Source organism: Sodalis praecaptivus, assembly GCF_000517425.1.
In the GTDB taxonomy this organism is placed as follows: Bacteria; Pseudomonadota; Gammaproteobacteria; order Enterobacterales; family Enterobacteriaceae; genus Sodalis_A; species Sodalis_A praecaptivus.
Genome location: NZ_CP006569.1, coordinates 3,102,801 through 3,120,268, shown reverse-complemented (window position 1 = coordinate 3,120,268; position 17,468 = coordinate 3,102,801). Strand labels below are relative to the sequence as shown.

Below are 17,468 nucleotides of genomic sequence, written 5' to 3'. Positions count from 1 at the left end.
GTTGATTCTCGGCGGCGAAGCGCGGGCAGTGCAGCGGCCGGCGTTAAGCGCCGTGCTGTTGATGGTATTCCGGGCTGTAGCCTTTGATGGCCTGGTTATTTTCGGCGGAAAACCGCTGGGCGGGGCAGCGGCCGGCGGTGTCGGCGGTGGTCTGCGCCATGCAGGCGCTGTCGCTGCGCGGATCGCGCGGCATATCCGTGAGACGGGAAGCGACGGCGCCCTGACTTAGGGCCACGGCGCAGAGAATAATAGCAGTCTTAAATGAGAGTTTCATACTAATCACTCTGTAAACTATATCATAACGGAAGCGTATAATACGCTGGCTGATACGATTTTGCTTAAAAAATTTTTGAACGAGACCATCATTTTTTTTGATAACACCGTCCCATTATCTTTACACCTGCCGCAGCGTCCGTCGGCGTCGGCTTAGCGACGGTTGCGATCGTCGGGACGCACCAGGTCAAAGCGCTGCTGTGCGGAGATACCAAAATAGGCGCTAGGACCGCCGCCGCGCAGTACCGGCTCCGCGGCGGCGGTCTGATACACGCCGTCGGCATCCAGTAGCCGGCGATCGATATGCACCGCCACCACTTCCCCTAATACCAGCCAACTGCCGGTTTCGTGGCCGCTGGCGTCCACCAGCGCAATACACTGACTCAGACGACATTCAAAATTGACCGGGCTTTGGGCCACGCGATGGGCCTTCACCCGCTCCCCTTGGACAGGCGTCAGGCCGGCAACAGCAAATTCGTCCTCGCCGGCGGGAAGCGAGGCGGAGGTCTCGTTCATGGCGGCGGCCAAGGGACGCGTGACCAGATTCCAGACGAATTCCCCGGTGGCGTGGATATTCGCCACGCTATCTTTCCAGCCGGCGCTGGAAAAGCCGATGATCGGCGGATGATAGTTGAAACAATTGAAAAAGCTGTAGGGTGCCAGATTGCGCTGGCCTTTGGCATTAACCGACGCTATCCAGCCAATGGGCCGCGGGCCAATGATGGCGTTTAACGGGTCGTGCGGCAAACCGTGGCCTAGCGCCGGTTCGTAAAAGTAGTGCGAACTGCGGGTCATATCGGCATCCTCCAGCCAATGCTTACGCCACCATGTGGCTCGCCCGTGCGCAGGCCACAGGCCGAATCGTAAAACGTCGATTATAGGCGGCCTGCGGCCGGCGCGCTTATCCGAGGGTGCCAAGAGCGGGGCCAGACCGTGCAGGTCCTTCTCGCCCCTGCGCCGTCGATGCGCCCTCTGCACCGGACGTGTACCGCGTTGGGGCGGCACGGTCGCCATGCACGGTCAGCGCTACCCTAACGCAGCTGGCTATCTTTACTGCCGCGGCGATTGTAGCCGGCATAACTCGCTCGATGTTTATCCTGTTCGCGTTGGCAGGTCAGACATAACTGCACGCCAGGCACTGCAGCACGGCGCGGCTCGGGAATGGGATCGCCGCATTCCTGGCAATATTGCGCGCTTACGCCGCCGGTAAGCCCCTGTCGAACGCGCTGTACCGCATCGTTGAGAGTGGCATCAATTTGATCCTGCACGGCACCCTCCGGCGCCCATCCACTTGCCATGGTGTCACCTCCGGCCATTAAGTCAGTGAAAAATGAGTCAGTAAAAAAGGCCGACGATCGTGCCGTCGGCCTTTAGGGTATTACGCAAGCCAGTGCCAACCCGCGTTGGCACTGACGCGGATTTATTCGATGTTAGACTCGATAAACCACAGGAATTTATCCAGATCGCGGGAAGCCGCCGTGAAGATATCAGCCGTATCTTCATCCTCAACTTCGGTGATTGCCTTGCGTACATCGTTAGCGACAATACCATAACGGTCGGCCAGGGCTCTCAAATGATCCTGCACCGTATGAATAGTGGTCGGATAACTTTTCAGCGGGGTTTTATCATTGGTCACCTGCACCGTACCCAACGCGACGCCGCCCAGTTGCACCACGCGTTCGGCAATCGTATCCTGATGGTCAAGAATAGCGGTACGGAAACCGTCCAGCATTTCATGCACGCCAATAAAGTTGTTACCACGCATATTCCAATGCGCCTGTTTGGTGATTAGCGCCAGATCCACCAGTTCAATCACAATACGGTTAAGCGTGGCGATAGTCGAGGTTTTAACCTGTTCGTCCACATCATTGCGCGTAAAAATGAGTTCAGAAGATTTCGTTTTAACCAGTTTAGCGGTACTCATAATTACTCATCCTCTTATTAGTTCGTAACGGCTCGTTTTTAATTTCATTCAGATAATAATTATAGCAGCGATTTAGAATCTTGCTCCCTATCAAAGCTATCGCTGATTTATTATCTTAATCGACTTGGCCGCGGCCGCATCCGCTGCCACCACAGTCTCTCGCCTATAACCGCCGGAAAGGACGGTGAGGCAATGACACCCTCTGGCGCCGTCCACGCCGGCGTGATTGGCGCTGTAGGCCCAGCGTACGGCGCTGGCGACGCGCGGTAGCATTACTCGCCGCTACGCTGCCGGCTATGCCATTTATGCAGGACGCGTCATCCCTAGCGGCAACATCAGCCCAGCAAGCACGTTGAACGCGTCATCCCTAGCGGCAACATCAGCCCAGCAAGCACGTTGAACGCGTCATCCCTAGCGGCAACATCAGCCCAGCAAGCACGTTGTACGCGTCATCCCTAGCGGCAACATCAGCCCAGCAAGCACGTTGGACGCGTCATTCCTAGCGGCAACATCAGCCCAGCAAGCACGTGGGACACGTCATCCACAGCGGCCAAATTAGCGCTTCAAGCATGCCGACCGTTTGCGCCATGCAGCAGACGGGGCGCAATAGCAATGCCGGCTGACAGTCAGACCTGTGTATCAGCACTGGCCTGCGCGCGTTTTTCGGATGCCGCGACGGCGCCGGGGGTTTTGCGTAATCGTCCGCGCTTGCGACGGTAGGCTGCGCTGCCACGCCCTGCCGGCGAGGATGCGGGTAGGGAATAAGGGCAGGTTCTATCCTCCTCCGATTCTTCCCCTTGCGCAACCGCCTCTCACGGGGGCATGGTGGCTACGGGCGATGAGGTTATAGCCAGCGGGAATAAAAAGCGGCGGGTTTAATGAAGACATCTTATATTTTCAGTGCAGGTGGCGCTTTTATTCCCCGCTATTTGGCTCTATTCTTTCCTCGGCAGCGGGATAACGCCCAGGCGGTGAGCGAGATATAACGCCCTTTTCAGCACCGCGCCGCCGCTATTGTTTAAAGGCAGGGAATCTATTTTTGGACACCCACTGCGTGGCACTGCGTTGGGAATAATTATTATTTCGTTTTAAGACCTTCTTGCGCGCGGCGCAAAAGTGCTTTTTCTGCCGTTGAGGGCGAAAATAAGCCCGCCGGCAAGGTATGAAATTAAATACTTATTAAATGAGATTTCTTTTTTTGCCGTTTCGCCTGTACGGAAGCGTGAAAAAAAAACGTAAAAAAATAGGCAAAATCATCGGTAAAGGTCTATTTTTTAAACGGTCGATTCGGAATGTTCTGGATATGTTGTAAGGATAAGTAAAGGTCCTTTTGGGACGGCGGTTCAAAACATAAGTAAAATGAATAGGATAGAAGTGTCTGAAAACTTATGTTACACGATACCTTTACTTGGACAACAATTATTAAGCAGAGTTTCATGCTAGGTTTTGGTATATTTTCATGGTTAGGACGTACATTCACATTTGAGGTGGTTATGAAAAAAATTGCATGTCTTTCAGCTTTAGCTTGCGTTTTGGCAGTGGCAGCAGGTTCCGCAACAGCAGGTGAAAGCACCGTTTCCGCCGGTTACGCACAGGGTGACCTGCAGGGCGTAGCGAACAAAGCTAACGGCTTTAACTTAAAATACCGCTACGAGTGGGACAATGACCAGCCGCTGGGCGTGATCTCCTCGTTCACCTATATCGAAAAAAACCGCGCTGAAAGCGGCGATTACGATAAAGGTCAATACTACGGCTTCACCGCTGGTCCGGCTTGGCGCATCAATGATTGGGCCAGCCTGTACGGCGTCGTCGGTCTGGGCTATGGCAAATCCATCTCGAATGCCCAGGACGGTAATCGCCGTGGCGGCAGCAGCGATGTCGGCGTTGCCTACGGTGCCGGTCTGCAGTTCAACCCGATGGAAAACGTTGCGCTTGACGTCTCCTATGAACAAAGCCGTATCCGTTCCACCGACGTCGGTACCTGGATTGCCGGTGTAGGTTACCGCTTCTAAGTCTCATGCGGGCGGCAACCCTTCGTGGCTTTGCCGCCTGATGACTGCTCCGGTGGAAGGTTTGACGTTTCACCGGGTGAAGGCGCGCCGTTTTTTTTGCGCGCCTTATGATCGCCCCGCGCCTTGGCAACCGTTTCGTCCTCGAGCCAGACGCCTCTACTTGCTTTCTCCCGCAATCTGCCTGACGACACCCTTCCTGAAGCGAAGACTACCCATGCTTGACGCGTCGCTGTCATGCATCACTTACCGCAGCGTGATTGGACGCCGACCTCCTTCGTGCCTGACATAACGCCACTGGCGTTTCCCCTTTGGTTACCCGTAATGCGCTTTGCGTTTATCGACCCCACCCGCGCGCGGGCCTCGCTGACAGGCGCGTGGCCGAGACCCTTTCGCCTCTGGCGCATTTCCCCCCTGCGTTCGGTCCTCCTTCTCTGGGGTGGGGCTTTGCCATTTTGCCGCCCGGCTTGCGAAACGGCCCTGTTGCGCGTCGTGTCGTCATCCTATCGCAACAGACGACAGATTTGGCGCCATCTCGCGCCGCTTTATGGCATAATATGGCGAATGTCACACTTTATTAAGAGTCTCTCCTTTGCTGATCAGTAATAACATCACCATGCAATTCGGCAGTAAACCGCTGTTCGAGAACATTTCCGTCAAGTTTGGCGGCGGCAACCGCTACGGCCTCATTGGCGCCAACGGCTGCGGTAAATCTACCCTGATGAAAATTTTGGGCGGCGATTTGACGCCTACCGCCGGCAACGTCAGCCTGGATCCCAACGAGCGCCTCGGTAAATTGCGCCAGGATCAATTCGCTTTTGAACAAAATAGCGTGTTGGATACCGTCATCATGGGCCATGGCGAGTTGTGGGCGGTCAAACAGGAGCGCGATAGCATTTACGCCCTGCCGGAGATGAGCGAAGCGCAGGGATACCGGGTGGCGGATTTGGAAGTGCTGTACGGTGAAATGGATGGCTATACCGCGGAGGCGCGCGCCGGCGAGCTGCTGCTGGGCGTCGGCATTCCGCTGGAACAGCATTACGGTCCAATGAGCGAAGTGGCGCCCGGCTGGAAGCTGCGCGTGCTGTTGGCGCAGGCGCTGTTTGCCAATCCAGACATTCTGTTGCTTGACGAACCGACCAACAACCTGGATATCAATACCATCCGCTGGCTGGAGCAGGTGCTGAATGAGCGCAACAGCACGATGATCATCATCTCCCATGACAGGCATTTCCTGAACATGGTCTGCACCCATATGGCGGATTTGGATTATGGCGAGTTGCGCATCTATCCGGGCAACTATGACGAGTATATGACGGCATCGACGCAGGCGCGCGAACGGCTGGTGGCGGATAATGCCAAGAAAAAAGCCCAGATTGCCGAGCTGCAGTCGTTCGTCAGCCGCTTTAGCGCTAACGCGTCCAAATCGCGCCAGGCGACCTCTCGCGCCCGGCAGATCGATAAGATCAAGCTTGACGAAATCAAAGCCTCCAGCCGGCAAAATCCGTTTATCCGCTTTGAGCAAGAGAAGAAACTGTTTCGTAATGCTCTACAGGTAGAGCAGGTGACCCAGGGCTTCGAGGCGGCGTCGCCGCTATTTCGCGCCCTGAATATGATGGTGGAGGTGGGTGAGAAAGTGGCGATTCTCGGCGCCAACGGTATCGGTAAGACCACCCTGCTCAGAACGCTGATGGGCGAGCTGACGCCGCAAAGCGGTGAGATAAAATGGTCGGAAAACGCCAATATCGGCTATTACGCCCAGGATCACGCCGCCGAGTTCGCCGAGACGATGACGGTGTTCGACTGGATGAGCCAGTGGAAACAGGCCGGCGACGATGAGCAGGCGGTGCGCGGCATTCTTGGCCGGCTGCTGTTTGGCCAGGATGATATTAAAAAGCCGGTTGGCGTGCTGTCCGGCGGCGAGAAGGGCCGGATGCTGTTTGGTAAGCTGATGATGCAAAAGCCCAATATCTTGCTGATGGACGAGCCCACCAACCATCTGGATATGGAGTCCATCGAATCGCTGAACGCCGCCCTTGAGCTGTATCAGGGGACGCTGCTGTTTGTCTCTCATGACCGCGAATTCGTCAGTTCGCTGGCAACGCGTATCGTGGAAATCCTGCCGGACAGGGTGGTCGATTTTAGCGGCAACTATGAAGACTACCTGCGCAGTCAGGGTGTGAACTGAATCGGTAATGGCCTCTCCTTGCGCGGTCACGCGTGCGCCGAATCTTCAGGCGTAATCTGCGCGCGGCCCAGGTAGGGGTTGCGCCCGCGACATTATTCACCTGCGCGGCCAAGCGTGCGCCGAACCTGCTCGGGTTATTATTGCCGCGGCCAAGGTTTGCCTTACCCCGCGCCGGCGTCCCGCACTTGCGGGCGCCGGCCGTTAGCCCAATGAGTTTGCCGTGAAAAAATCCGTTCCGCCCACAGCGGAAAAGACGTCCTTACATCCGCGCAATCGCCACCGTGGCCGCTATGATTTCGCCGCGCTGGTGGCCGCTTGCCCGCCGCTGGCCCCGTTTGTCCGGCCGACGCCCGGCGGTACGCCCTCGGTGGATTTCGCCTCGCCGGCGGCGGTGACCCTGCTCAACCGCGCGCTGTTGCTGCACCATTACGGCCTGCGGCACTGGGATATCCCCGCCGGGTTTCTCTGCCCGCCGGTCCCGGGACGGGCGGATTATCTGCATCACCTGGCGGACCTACTGGCGGCCGGCAACGGCGGCAACATTCCGCGCGGTCGGCGCGTGATGCTGCTGGATATCGGCGTCGGCGCCAATTGTATTTACCCCATCATAGGCCATCATGAATACGGCTGGCGCTTCACCGGTTCGGATATCGATCCGCCCTCGCTGCGCTGGGCGCGACACCTCGCCGACATGAATCCCTCGCTGGCGGGCGCGTTGCGCCTGCGTCGACAATCCCAGCCGGCGGCTATCTTTGACGGTATCATTGGTGCGGCGGAACGATTCGACGCCACCTTGTGCAATCCGCCGTTTCACGCATCGGCGCGCGAGGCCGAGGCCAGCACGCGACGTAAGCAGATCCAATTGGCACGGTCGACGCAGCGCCGGCGGGGAAGCACCCTCGGTGCGGGGGATCGGGGTGGCGCAGCGGGCGACGGTTTCCCGGTGCGCCACACCGACGCGGCGGCAGCCAATTTTGGCGGTCGGCATAATGAACTATGGTGTCCAGGCGGCGAGCTGGCATTTGTCCGCCGTATGGTCGCGGAAAGCGTTGCCTATGCGCGTCACTGCCTGTGGTTCACGGCGTTGTTGTCGAAGAGCAGTTCGTTAGCGCCGCTGTATCGCGCCATCGAGCAAGCGGGCGCCAGCGCGGTGCGCACGGTGCAAATGGGGCAGGGACAGAAAATCAGCCGTTTTGTCGCCTGGAGTTTTTATGATGCAACGGGCCAGGCGGAGTGGGCCGCGCGCCGCTGGCGCGACTGATGGCGCGGCGGGTGCTAAGGTTAGGGCGCGCCGCACACCTCGCAATCGGGATGTCGCGGTAGCCGCATTTCCCGCAGTTGCAGCGTCATCGCATCCAACATCAGAAGTTTTCCCGAGGGCGATTGCCCGTAATCGGTTAGCACCTTGATGGCTTCCATCGCCTGTAGCGCGCCGATGATCCCCACCAGCGGCCCCATCACCCCCGCTTCGGCGCAGGTCAGGCTTTCGGCGCCGAATAACCGGCTCAGACAGCGATAGCAGGGTTCATCCGGCCGATAGCGAAAGACGCTGATTTGCCCCTCCATTCGGATCGCCGCGCCGGAAATGAGCGGCAGGCGCCGCGGATAACAGCAGCGGTTGAGCTGTTCGCGCGCCGCAACATTATCGGTGCAATCCAGCGCGATATCGCATTCGGCCAGTAGCGCGGACAGCCCGTCATCGTCCAGCACGTCGTCCACCGTGGTCAGCGTGACGTGCGGATTGACCGCCGCGAGCGCCTGGCGGGCCGAGGCGACTTTCGTCTGGCCGATACGCTCATCGGTATGCAACACTTGACGCTGTAGATTCGACAGCGAGACGGTATCGAAATCCAACAGCACCAGCCGGCCAATGCCGGCGGCGGCCAGATACAGCGCCGCCGCGCTGCCCAGCCCGCCCAGGCCGGCAATCAGCGCACAGCTGGCTTTTAACCGTTCCTGGCCGGCAAAATCGAAGCCGCGCAGTATTATCTGGCGGTTATAGCGCAGCATTTCCTGATGACTCAATTCCTCCGCCACGCTGCTTCCCTAGCCCTGCAACAAGGCGTTAAACGGTTCAATCGTCACCCATTCGCCGGCGGCGACGTCGCCGCGCGCCTGCTCCAGTACGATAAAGCAGTTGGCGCAGGCAAAAGAGCTAAAGACATGGGATCCCTGCGGCCCGGTGGTTTCAACCGTGAGCTCGCCGGCGTCGTCGAGGCGGTAGCGGCCGCGCTGGAAATCCAGGCGGCCGGGGGTTTTACCGAGCGGGGTGAGCGCGCGCGCGCGCAGGCGCGGCGGCGTGCGCCAGTCCCGACGGCCCCCCAGTCGGGCAATGAGCGGCTGCACCAACTGATAGAACGTGATCGCTGCCGATACCGGATTGCCCGGCAGGCCGCAAAACCAGGCCTGGCCCAGGCGGCCAAAGGCAAAGGGTTTACCGGGCTTCATCGCCAGTTTCCAGAAATGAATCTGCCCCAACTCTTCCAGCATGGTTTTGGTATAGTCCGCTTCGCCGACCGACACGCCGCCGCTGGTGATGAGGAGGTCCGCCCGGCTGTCCGCCTGGCGAAACGCTTCGCGCAGGGCGGCGGCGTCATCGGCAATAATGCCCAAATCGATAACCTCGCAGCCCAATTGGGTAAGCATCAGCCTGATGGCGAAGCGATTGGTATCGTGGATCTCGCCGGCGGCCAGCGGTGCGCCGATAGGCCGCAATTCGTCGCCGGTGGAGAACAGGGCCACGCGCAGGCGGCGACAAACGCGCACCGAGGCAATGCCCAGGGAGGCGAGCAGCGGCAGCTCCGCCACCTGCAACAGCCGGCCCGCCGGCAACACCTCATCTCCCTGGCGAATATCATCGCCCACCCGGCGAATATGCTCGCCGGCGGCCGGGGCAACGCTAAACCGTACGCCCTGTTCATCGACCTGGGCATATTCCTGCATGATCACCGCCTCGGCGCCCGCCGGGGTGGGGGCGCCGGTCATGATGCGCAGCGCGCTGCCCGCAGGCCATTGGCCGGTGAAGGGGACGCCCGCCAGCGCCCGGCCCGCGACCGGCAGGAGAGCGCCCGGCGTAAGGTCTGCCAGCCTGACGGCATAGCCATCCATCGCGGCGTTATCGAACGGCGGGACGTTGACCGGCGACACGATGGACTCGGCGCTGATACGGCCGCAGGCCTCGGTTAACGGCACATTTTCGGTGTCGGCCACCGTGACGGGGGCTACGGCGTCGAGCATCGTGGCCAACGCTTGCTCAAGCGTCAGCAGAGAAGAAGAGGGGGTAACCATGACAACTCCTGTAGGCGGCGAGTACTCCTCGCGAGCCGCCGGGTTTTAAGCTGCCCCTATTATGGCAGAGAACCCGATACCAGAGAACCGGGCCGGCGATGCTGCGCTCAGGTTCAGGACGTGATGCCCGACGCGCTGGCGGAGCATTGCGCTCGGGAACAATATCACCTCAGTGATTAATATCACGTATTTCTACTTTACAGCAGCCAAGCGCGTCCATATAGTCAAAATCGATAACATGTTAACGTTTAGCCTAACACTTAATAGCCTGAACCGTTATTGTCCGCGACCCGTGCCGGAACCCTGGCAGGGCGAGCCCATCATTACGTATCGACAGGGTAACCGTTGCAATGAGCAAAGCAGTGATAGCACTCCACGGTGGCGCCGGCGCACTGTCGCGTCAGACGATGAGCGCTGAAAAAGAACGCGACTACCGCCGGGCGCTTGACGCTATCACCCGCAGCGGCCAAGCGATCCTGGCCGACGGCGGCAGCGCTCTGGACGCCGTTACGGAAGCGGTACGGTTGCTTGAGGAGTGCCCGTTGTTCAACGCCGGCATCGGGGCGGTGTTCACCCATCAGGGCGCCCACGAACTCGATGCCAGCATCATGGACGGCCGCAACCGCGCGGCGGGCGCCGTCTGCGGGGTCAGGCATATTCGCAATCCCATCTTGGCCGCGCGGGCGGTCATGGAGCACAGCCCCCATGTCATGTTTACCGGCGAGGGCGCGGAGCAGTTCGCGTTCAACCGGGGGTTGGCGCGCGTGGAGAACGCCTTTTTCTCGACGCCTGAAAGGTATCAGCAACTCCAGCGCGCCCTGGCCGCGGACAGCGGGGCGCTGCTCGATCACGACGGGGCGGCCGCCGCGACGGATCCTATCGACCCGGATCGGAAATTGGGTACCGTCGGGGCCGTGGCCTGCGATAGCCAGGGTAATCTGGCCGCCGCCACCTCCACCGGCGGAATGACCAATAAGCAGGCGGGGCGGGTCGGAGATTCGCCGATCATCGGCGCCGGCTGTTATGCCGATAACGCCACCGTTGCCGTCTCCTGCACCGGCAGCGGCGAAGTGTTTATCCGCACCGCCGCGGCGCATGACGTGGCGGCGCTGGTGGCCTATGCCGGCTTGACGCTGGAGCAGGCGGCCGCGCGGGTAATATTTGATCAAATCCTGCCCTTGGGCGGGTCGGGCGGGCTTATCGCGGTGGACGCCGCCGGTCATGTGGCGCTGCCGTTCAACAGCGAAGGCATGTATCGCGCGGTCGGCTATGTGGGCCAGGCGCCGGACGTAGGAATTTACCGCTGATGGCGCCGTCAGATGCCGCCGCGACGTTCGCCGCCGACAACGGCGCCCTGGCGCTGCCGGGGGACCGGGTATTATCGGTGCGCAATCTCAGCGTCCAGTTCCAGCGGGAAGGACGGCGTATCGAAGCGGTGCGTAACCTCTCTTTCGACGTCAACCGCGGTGAGACGCTGGCTATCGTCGGCGAGTCGGGGTCGGGGAAATCCGTCACGTCGCTGTCGGTGATGCGTTTGGTGGAGCTCGGTGGCGGGCGCATCGAGGGCGGTACGCTGCTGTTCCGCCGGCGCTCGGGGCAGGTGGTGGATCTGCGCCGCGCCTCTGCGCCGACGTTGCGCTCGCTGCGCGGCGCGGATATGGCGATGATTTTCCAAGAGCCGATGACCTCGTTGAATCCGGTATTCCCGGTCGGGGAACAAATAGCGGAATCCCTGCGTCTGCACCAGGGTAAAGATCATCGCAGCGCCAGACAAGAAGCCCTGCATATGCTGGATTTGGTGAGGATCCCCGAAGCGCGCAATATTCTCGATCGCTACCCGCATCAGCTTTCGGGCGGGATGCGCCAGCGGGTGATGATTGCCATGGCGCTGTCGTGCCGGCCGGCGCTGCTTATTGCCGATGAGCCCACGACCGCGCTGGATGTCACCATTCAGGCGCAAATCCTGCAATTGATTCGGCTGCTGCAGCAAGAGATGCGCATGGGGGTGATGTTTATTACCCACGATATGGGCGTGGTGGCGGAAATGGCGGATCGGGTGCTGGTGATGTATCAGGGCAATGACGTGGAATCCGCCGCGGTCAGCGACGTGTTTCACCGGCCGCGCCATCCCTATACGCAAGCGCTGCTGGCCGCCGTGCCGCGGCTGGGCTCGATGGCGGACAGCGATTACCCGGCGAAATTCCCGCTCCTGCGCGCGGCCAGCGCCACGGCAGCGCCGTCGCCTGCTGTTCCCGCTACAGCGCCCGTTGACGCCGCGGCGCACTCCCTTTGGCCGCAGAATACGGTGCGCACCGACGGCGGTCCGATACTGGAGGTGCGCAATCTGGTCACGCGCTTCGATATCCGCGGCGGTATCTTTAACCGCATCCAGCGCCGGGTACACGCGGTGGAAAAGGTCAGCTTTTCTCTCTACCCCGGCGAGACGCTGGGGCTGGTGGGAGAATCCGGCTGCGGTAAATCCACCACCGGCCGCGCGTTATTGCGTCTGGTGGAAAGTCAGGGCGGCGATATCGTGTTTGACGGCCAGTCCATCAACCGCCTGCACGGTAACGCGTTGCAGCATTTGCGGCGCAATATTCAGTTTATTTTCCAAGATCCCTACGCATCACTGGATCCGCGCCTCACGGTAGGCTATTCCATTATGGAGCCGCTGCTGGTACACGGCGTGGCGCAGGGCAAGCAGGCCGAGCTGCGGGTCGCGGCGCTGCTTGAACGTGTCGGCCTGTTGCCGGAGCACGCCGCGCGCTATCCCCACGAATTCTCCGGGGGACAGCGGCAGCGGATCTGTATCGCTCGCGCGCTGGCCCTTAATCCCAAGGTGGTGATTGCCGACGAATCGGTGTCGGCGCTGGATGTCTCCATCCAGGCCCAGATAGTCAATCTGATGCTGGATCTGCAGCGGGAATACGGCATCGCGTTTTTATTTATTTCCCACGATATGGCGGTGGTGGAGCGGGTCAGCCACCGGGTGGCGGTGATGTATTTGGGGCAGATCGTGGAAATCGGTCCGCGCCGGCAGGTCTTCGAGCATCCCAGCCATCCCTATACCCGCAAATTGATGTCCGCGGTACCGGTGGCCGATCCCGAGCGCCGTCGCCGCGATCGCGTGTTACAGGCAGACGAAATCCCCAGCCCCATCCGGGCGCTGGATGATGAACCGGTGGTTGCGCCGCTCGAACGGGTGGGCGAGGGACATTATGTCGCCCGCCACGGGATAGGCGGCGCTTACTGACAGGTCTTTTCAAGGAGAGAGTAGCGAATGATGCAGCAACATGGTAAGCGTAACTGGCTGATGGCCACGGCGGTGTTAACCACGCTGGCCGCCGCGCCGGCCTGGGCCGCCAAAGATGTCGTCGTGGCGGTGAACTCCAATTTCACCACCCTGGATCCCTATGACGCCAACGACACGCTGTCGCAGGCGGTGGCCAAATCGTTTTATCAGGGATTGTTCGGCTTCGATAAAGATATGAAGCGGCAAAATGTCCTGGCGGAGAGTTATACCGCCAGCGATGACGGCCTGACCTACACCTTCAAGCTGCGCCAGGGGGTGAAATTCCAGGACGGCACCGATTTCAATGCCGAAGCGGTGAAGGTGAACCTGGATCGCGCCAGCAACCCGGATAACCATCTCAAGCGCTATAACCTGTTTAAAATGATCGCCAAGACGGAGGTCATTGATCCCTATCAGGTTAAAGTCACCCTAAAAACCCCGTTCTCGGCCTTTATCAATAACCTGGCGCACCCGGCGGCGGCCATGATCTCTCCTGCGGCGCTGAAACAATACGGCAAAGAGATCGGTTTCCACCCGGTCGGTACCGGTCCCTATCGGTTTGATACCTGGAATCAAACCGACTTCGTCAAAGTCACGCGCTTCGACGGCTACTGGCAGCAGGGGGAAAACAAGCTCGACAGCATCACTTGGCGCCCGGTGGTGGATAACAACACGCGCGCGGCCATGTTGGCGACCGGCGAAGCGACCTTCGCGTATCCGATTCCCTATGAGCAGGCCAAGGTATTGGACAATAATAGCAAGGTGGAGCTTATCTCCGCGCCGTCGATTGTGCAGCGCTATATCAGCCTCAACGTCACGCAAAAGCCGTTTGATAACGTCAAAGTGCGCCAGGCGTTAAACTACGCCATCAATAAAGACGCGCTGATCAAAGTGGCGTTCTCCGGCTACGCCACGCCGGCGCAGGGGCCGGTGCCGAAAGGCATTGATTTCTCGACGCAATACCAGCCCTGGCCTTATGACGTGGCCAAGGCGCGCGCGTTACTGAAAGAAGCCGGCTATCCCAACGGTTTCGCCACCACGCTGTGGTCGTACAACAACAGCAGCACCAGCCAGAAAGTGTTGCAGTTCGTGCAACAGCAGTTGAATCAGGTGGGGGTGAAAACCACGGTAACGGCGATGGACGCCGGCCAGCGCGTGGCGCAGGTGGAGAGCAAGGGCGTGAAAGAGACCGGCGTGCGGATGTTCTACTCCGGCTGGTCCGCGTCCACCGGCGAGGCGGATTGGGCCATTTCACCGCTGTTCGCCAGCCAATCGGCGCCGCCGGCGTTATTCAACACCGCGTTTTACAGCAGTCCGAAAGTGGATCAGGATTTGGCCGCCGCGCTGAAAACTACCTCGCGCGAAGAAAAAGCCCGGCTGTATAAAGACGCGCAGGATACCCTCTGGGCCGATGCCCCCTGGATTTTCCTAGCGACCGAAAAGCTGGTGTATGCGCGCAATAAAAACCTGAGCGACTTCTATGTGATGCCGGACGGCTCCTTCGAGTTCTCGCACGCCGATATGAAATAATCCAGGCCGTTATGCTGAATTATTTCATCAAGCGATTGTTGGGGCTCATCCCGACGCTGCTGATTGTGGCGGTGCTGGTGTTCGGGTTTGTCCATCTGTTGCCGGGCGATCCCGCCCGGCTGGCGGCGGGGCCGGAAGCGGATGCGTCGGTGGTGGCTCTGGTGCGCCACGATCTCGGGCTGGATCAACCGCTGCCGACGCAGTTCTGGCGCTTTCTCACCCATGCGGTGCGGGGCGATTTTGGTACCTCGATGGTTTCCAAGCGACCGGTAAGCAGCGAGATAAGCAGCCGGTTTATGCCCACGCTGTGGCTGACCGTGACCAGTATGGTCTGGTCAGTTATCTTTGGCATGTCGCTGGGCATTCTGTCCGCGGTGTGGCGTAACCGCTGGCCCGATCGATTAGGGATGACGCTTGCGGTATCGGGTATCTCCTTTCCCGCTTTCGCGCTCGGCATGCTATTGATGCAAATTTTCTCGGTGCAGTTGGGCTGGCTACCCACGGTCGGGGCGGACTCGCTGCGCCACTATATCCTGCCGTCGATTACCCTTGGCGCGGCGGTGGCGTCGATTATGGCGCGTTTTACCCGCGCTTCGTTTATCGAAGTGATGCAAGAAGATTATATGCGCACCGCCCGTGCCAAAGGGGTGCGCGAGAGTCTGGTGGTGGTTAAGCACGGCCTGCGCAACGCCATGATCCCAGTGGTGACCATGATGGGTTTACAATTCGGGTTCCTGCTGGGGGGATCGATCGTGGTGGAAGCGGTATTTAATTGGCCCGGCCTGGGCCGTCTGCTGGTGGATTCGGTCACGCTGCGTGATTATCCGGTTATCCAGGCCGAGGTGCTGTTGTTTTCCCTGGAGTTTATCCTCATTAATCTGATGGTGGACATGCTGTATGCCGCCATTAACCCCTCCATTCGCTACAGGTAACGAAACGTGATGCAATTTTGGCGACGCAACGCCGCGCTGGCGGCGATGCCCACGGTGGCTCCCCAGCGTATACGCACGCCCTGGCGCGAATTCTGGCGTCGCTTCCGCCAGCAGCCGGTGGCGGTGGCGGCGGGGATATTCGTGGTGCTGCTCATTATTGCGGCGCTGCTGGCGCCCTGGCTGGTGCCGTTTGACGCCGAAAACTACTTCGATTACGACCGCCTGAACGAGGGGCCCTCGGCCGTTCACTGGCTGGGGGTGGATTCGCTGGGACGGGATATTTTTAGCCGGATACTGATGGGCGCCCGCATTTCTTTGGCGGCGGGGGTGTTTTCAGTCATTATCGGGATGGCCGCCGGCACCTTTTTCGGCCTGCTGGCCGGCTATTATGAAGGCGCCTGGGACCGCATTATCATGCGTATCTGTGATGTGCTGTTCGCCTTCCCGGGTATTTTGCTGGCGATTGCGGTGGTGGCGATCATGGGCAGCGGCATGTCGAATGTGATTGTCGCGGTGGCCATTTTCAGCATCCCGGCTTTCGCCCGTCTGGTGCGTGGCAATACGCTGGTGCTCAAGCACCAGACCTATATCGAATCCGCCCGCAGTATCGGCGCGACGGACAGGACCATTCTTCTGCGCCATATTCTGCCGGGCACGCTGTCGTCCATTGTGGTGTTTTTCACGATGCGTATCGGCACGTCGATCATTACCGCCGCCAGTCTGTCCTTCCTCGGGCTCGGGGCACAGCCGCCGACGCCGGAATGGGGCGCGATGCTTAATGAAGCGCGGGCCGATATGGTCGTTGCGCCCCATGTCGCGCTATTCCCCAGTCTGGCGATATTTCTGACCGTCCTGGCGTTTAACCTGCTGGGAGACGGTTTACGCGATGCGCTGGACTCGCGGCTAAAGGGCTGAGGGGCCGCGCGATGACCGCGCCGGCGTCACCCGGCGCGGCGCGGGCCGACCGCGTCTGCCGAGGCGCGACGCGGGTTATTTGCCGTCCCAGGCATCAATGCGCTCGGCGCGGATTTTCAGCTTCTGCTCATCGCTGGCGGGCCAATAATCCTTCGACAGCCCGCCTTCCCAATCGCCGTAACTCGGGTTAGGCAGCACAATGTATTTACGGCCGAAATCGCCCTGATGACGGTTGACGAAATCCCGACGTTCGCTATTAAGCCGGTGATAGGGCTCGCCGCTGAAATCGTTCAGATTGTCCCCGACATAGACGACAATGTCGTAGCCCTGCTGCTCCACCTCGTGGAAGCGGGCGGTTTTGTCGGAACTGCCGCTGGAGGGTTTTAGCAGCAGACTTTGCGGCGTCACGTCGGCAAAGCCCAGCGCTTTCAGATTATCCACGGTGGCGACGAAATCCGCTTGCGCGCGGTTGGAGACGTAAAACATGCGTCCGCCATGCTGGGCCACGAATTGGGAAAAGGCCACGGCGCCCGGCATGGCTTTGGCTTCGCGCGCCTGGGTCCATTGACTCCAGGTTTGCTCGCTAAACGGTTGCGCGTGTTTAATCTGCCAACCGGCATAAGCGCTGTTGTCGATCATGGTTTCATCCAAATCCACCACCACGGCTTTCTTCATCCCCGGCCGCGCCTTGGCTTGTAAAAACGCCGTTTGGGCGCTGTTAAACGCCTGATAGGCGAGCGCGCTGATTTCGCCGGATTGCTGCATCCAGTTCACCGCCATGACCGTTTGACTGGTCAATTGCGCCTGGGCCGTCGACGCCGTCGCGGCGGGTGGCTGACGCGGGGCGCAGCCGCTTATTAGGCAGCCAAGGGCGAGTAGGGCGATACCGCGGGTTAACCTCTGCATTGTCACTCCTGTTGCTTTCCCAACATCATCCACCGCCGCTGCGTGACGCGTCACGCCGGCGCAAATAATCCTATTGTGCAATAAAAGCCTTAAATAATTAATAACACGCTAGTTATTAATTATAAATAGTAAAAGCCCGCGACGAGGAAAGTCCTGTGTCAGTAAATGTAAAACCGCCGTTTCGCTGTCGCGGATCCGACGCAACATTTCT

The 17,468-nt window shown here is 59.7% G+C and carries 15 protein-coding genes; 8 read left to right on the top strand and 7 right to left on the bottom strand.

Annotated elements, in window-relative coordinates:
- Positions 1-43: 43 nt before the first annotated feature.
- From SANT_RS13725 to dps, 4 genes are all read right to left on the bottom strand, one after another.
- A complete protein-coding gene (locus SANT_RS13725) occupies positions 44-274 on the bottom strand; it encodes a hypothetical protein (protein ID WP_025422862.1) in 231 nt (76 codons plus the stop codon).
- Between the two features lie 152 nt (positions 275-426).
- Entirely contained in the window at positions 427-1,068 is a 642-nt protein-coding gene (locus SANT_RS13720; protein WP_025422861.1) for a flavin reductase family protein, read from the bottom strand.
- A 236-nt stretch (positions 1,069-1,304) separates the two neighbouring features.
- The gene (locus SANT_RS13715) at positions 1,305-1,571 is read right to left on the bottom strand and encodes a DksA/TraR family C4-type zinc finger protein (RefSeq protein WP_025422860.1); all 267 of its coding nucleotides are present in this window, start codon (positions 1,569-1,571) and stop codon (positions 1,305-1,307) included.
- A 122-nt stretch (positions 1,572-1,693) separates the two neighbouring features.
- Positions 1,694-2,197, bottom strand: a complete 504-nt coding sequence (gene dps / locus SANT_RS13710; RefSeq protein ID WP_025422859.1) for a DNA starvation/stationary phase protection protein Dps — start codon at positions 2,195-2,197, stop codon at positions 1,694-1,696.
- Positions 2,198-3,690: 1,493 nt separating this feature from the next.
- On the opposite strand from dps, the gene ompX reads away from it, so the two are divergent.
- The 3 genes from ompX to rlmF all read left to right on the top strand — a co-directional run bounded on the left by ompX (position 3,691) and on the right by rlmF (position 7,655).
- Positions 3,691-4,209, top strand: a complete 519-nt coding sequence (gene ompX, locus SANT_RS13705) for an outer membrane protein OmpX (RefSeq protein ID WP_025422858.1) — start codon at positions 3,691-3,693, stop codon at positions 4,207-4,209.
- A 589-nt stretch (positions 4,210-4,798) separates the two neighbouring features.
- Positions 4,799-6,394 (top strand): ABC-F family ATPase, encoded by a 1,596-nt coding sequence (locus tag SANT_RS13700; protein ID WP_025422857.1) that lies wholly within the window; start codon positions 4,799-4,801, stop codon positions 6,392-6,394.
- A 220-nt stretch (positions 6,395-6,614) separates the two neighbouring features.
- Complete coding sequence (gene rlmF, locus SANT_RS13695) at positions 6,615-7,655, top strand: 23S rRNA (adenine(1618)-N(6))-methyltransferase RlmF (RefSeq protein WP_025422856.1); 1,041 nt, start codon at positions 6,615-6,617, stop codon at positions 7,653-7,655.
- A 20-nt stretch (positions 7,656-7,675) separates the two neighbouring features.
- Here the strand turns inward: rlmF and moeB are convergent, their stop codons facing one another.
- Positions 7,676-8,431 carry a molybdopterin-synthase adenylyltransferase MoeB gene (gene moeB / locus SANT_RS13690; protein WP_025422855.1) on the bottom strand — a complete coding sequence of 252 codons (756 nt, stop codon included), beginning with the start codon at positions 8,429-8,431 and terminating at the stop codon, positions 7,676-7,678.
- 9 nt (positions 8,432-8,440) lie between these two features.
- Positions 8,441-9,682: a molybdopterin molybdotransferase MoeA gene (moeA, locus tag SANT_RS13685; RefSeq protein ID WP_025422854.1), complete on the bottom strand. Its 1,242-nt coding sequence runs from the start codon at positions 9,680-9,682 to the stop codon at positions 8,441-8,443.
- 350 nt (positions 9,683-10,032) lie between these two features.
- On the opposite strand from moeA, the gene SANT_RS13680 reads away from it, so the two are divergent.
- The 5 genes from SANT_RS13680 to gsiD are packed head-to-tail and all read left to right on the top strand — an operon-like array spanning position 10,033 to position 16,351.
- The gene (locus tag SANT_RS13680) at positions 10,033-10,989 is read left to right on the top strand and encodes an isoaspartyl peptidase/L-asparaginase family protein (protein ID WP_025422853.1); all 957 of its coding nucleotides are present in this window, start codon (positions 10,033-10,035) and stop codon (positions 10,987-10,989) included.
- On the top strand, positions 10,989-12,935 hold the full coding sequence (locus tag SANT_RS13675) for a dipeptide ABC transporter ATP-binding protein (RefSeq protein ID WP_025422852.1): 1,947 nt from the start codon (positions 10,989-10,991) through the stop codon (positions 12,933-12,935). The genes SANT_RS13680 and SANT_RS13675 overlap by 1 nt, the downstream gene beginning before the upstream one ends.
- Before the next feature lie 30 nt (positions 12,936-12,965).
- On the top strand, positions 12,966-14,504 hold the full coding sequence (gene gsiB / locus SANT_RS13670; protein WP_025422851.1) for a glutathione ABC transporter substrate-binding protein GsiB: 1,539 nt from the start codon (positions 12,966-12,968) through the stop codon (positions 14,502-14,504).
- 11 nt (positions 14,505-14,515) lie between these two features.
- Positions 14,516-15,436, top strand: coding sequence for a glutathione ABC transporter permease GsiC (gene gsiC, locus SANT_RS13665; RefSeq protein WP_025422850.1), 921 nt, complete (start codon positions 14,516-14,518; stop codon positions 15,434-15,436).
- Between the two features lie 9 nt (positions 15,437-15,445).
- On the top strand, positions 15,446-16,351 hold the full coding sequence (gene gsiD / locus SANT_RS13660) for a glutathione ABC transporter permease GsiD (RefSeq protein WP_025422849.1): 906 nt from the start codon (positions 15,446-15,448) through the stop codon (positions 16,349-16,351).
- 75 nt (positions 16,352-16,426) lie between these two features.
- On the opposite strand, the gene SANT_RS13655 is transcribed toward gsiD, so the two are convergent.
- A complete protein-coding gene (locus tag SANT_RS13655) occupies positions 16,427-17,257 on the bottom strand; it encodes a 5'-nucleotidase, lipoprotein e(P4) family (protein WP_025422848.1) in 831 nt (276 codons plus the stop codon).
- Positions 17,258-17,468: the final 211 nt, after the last annotated feature.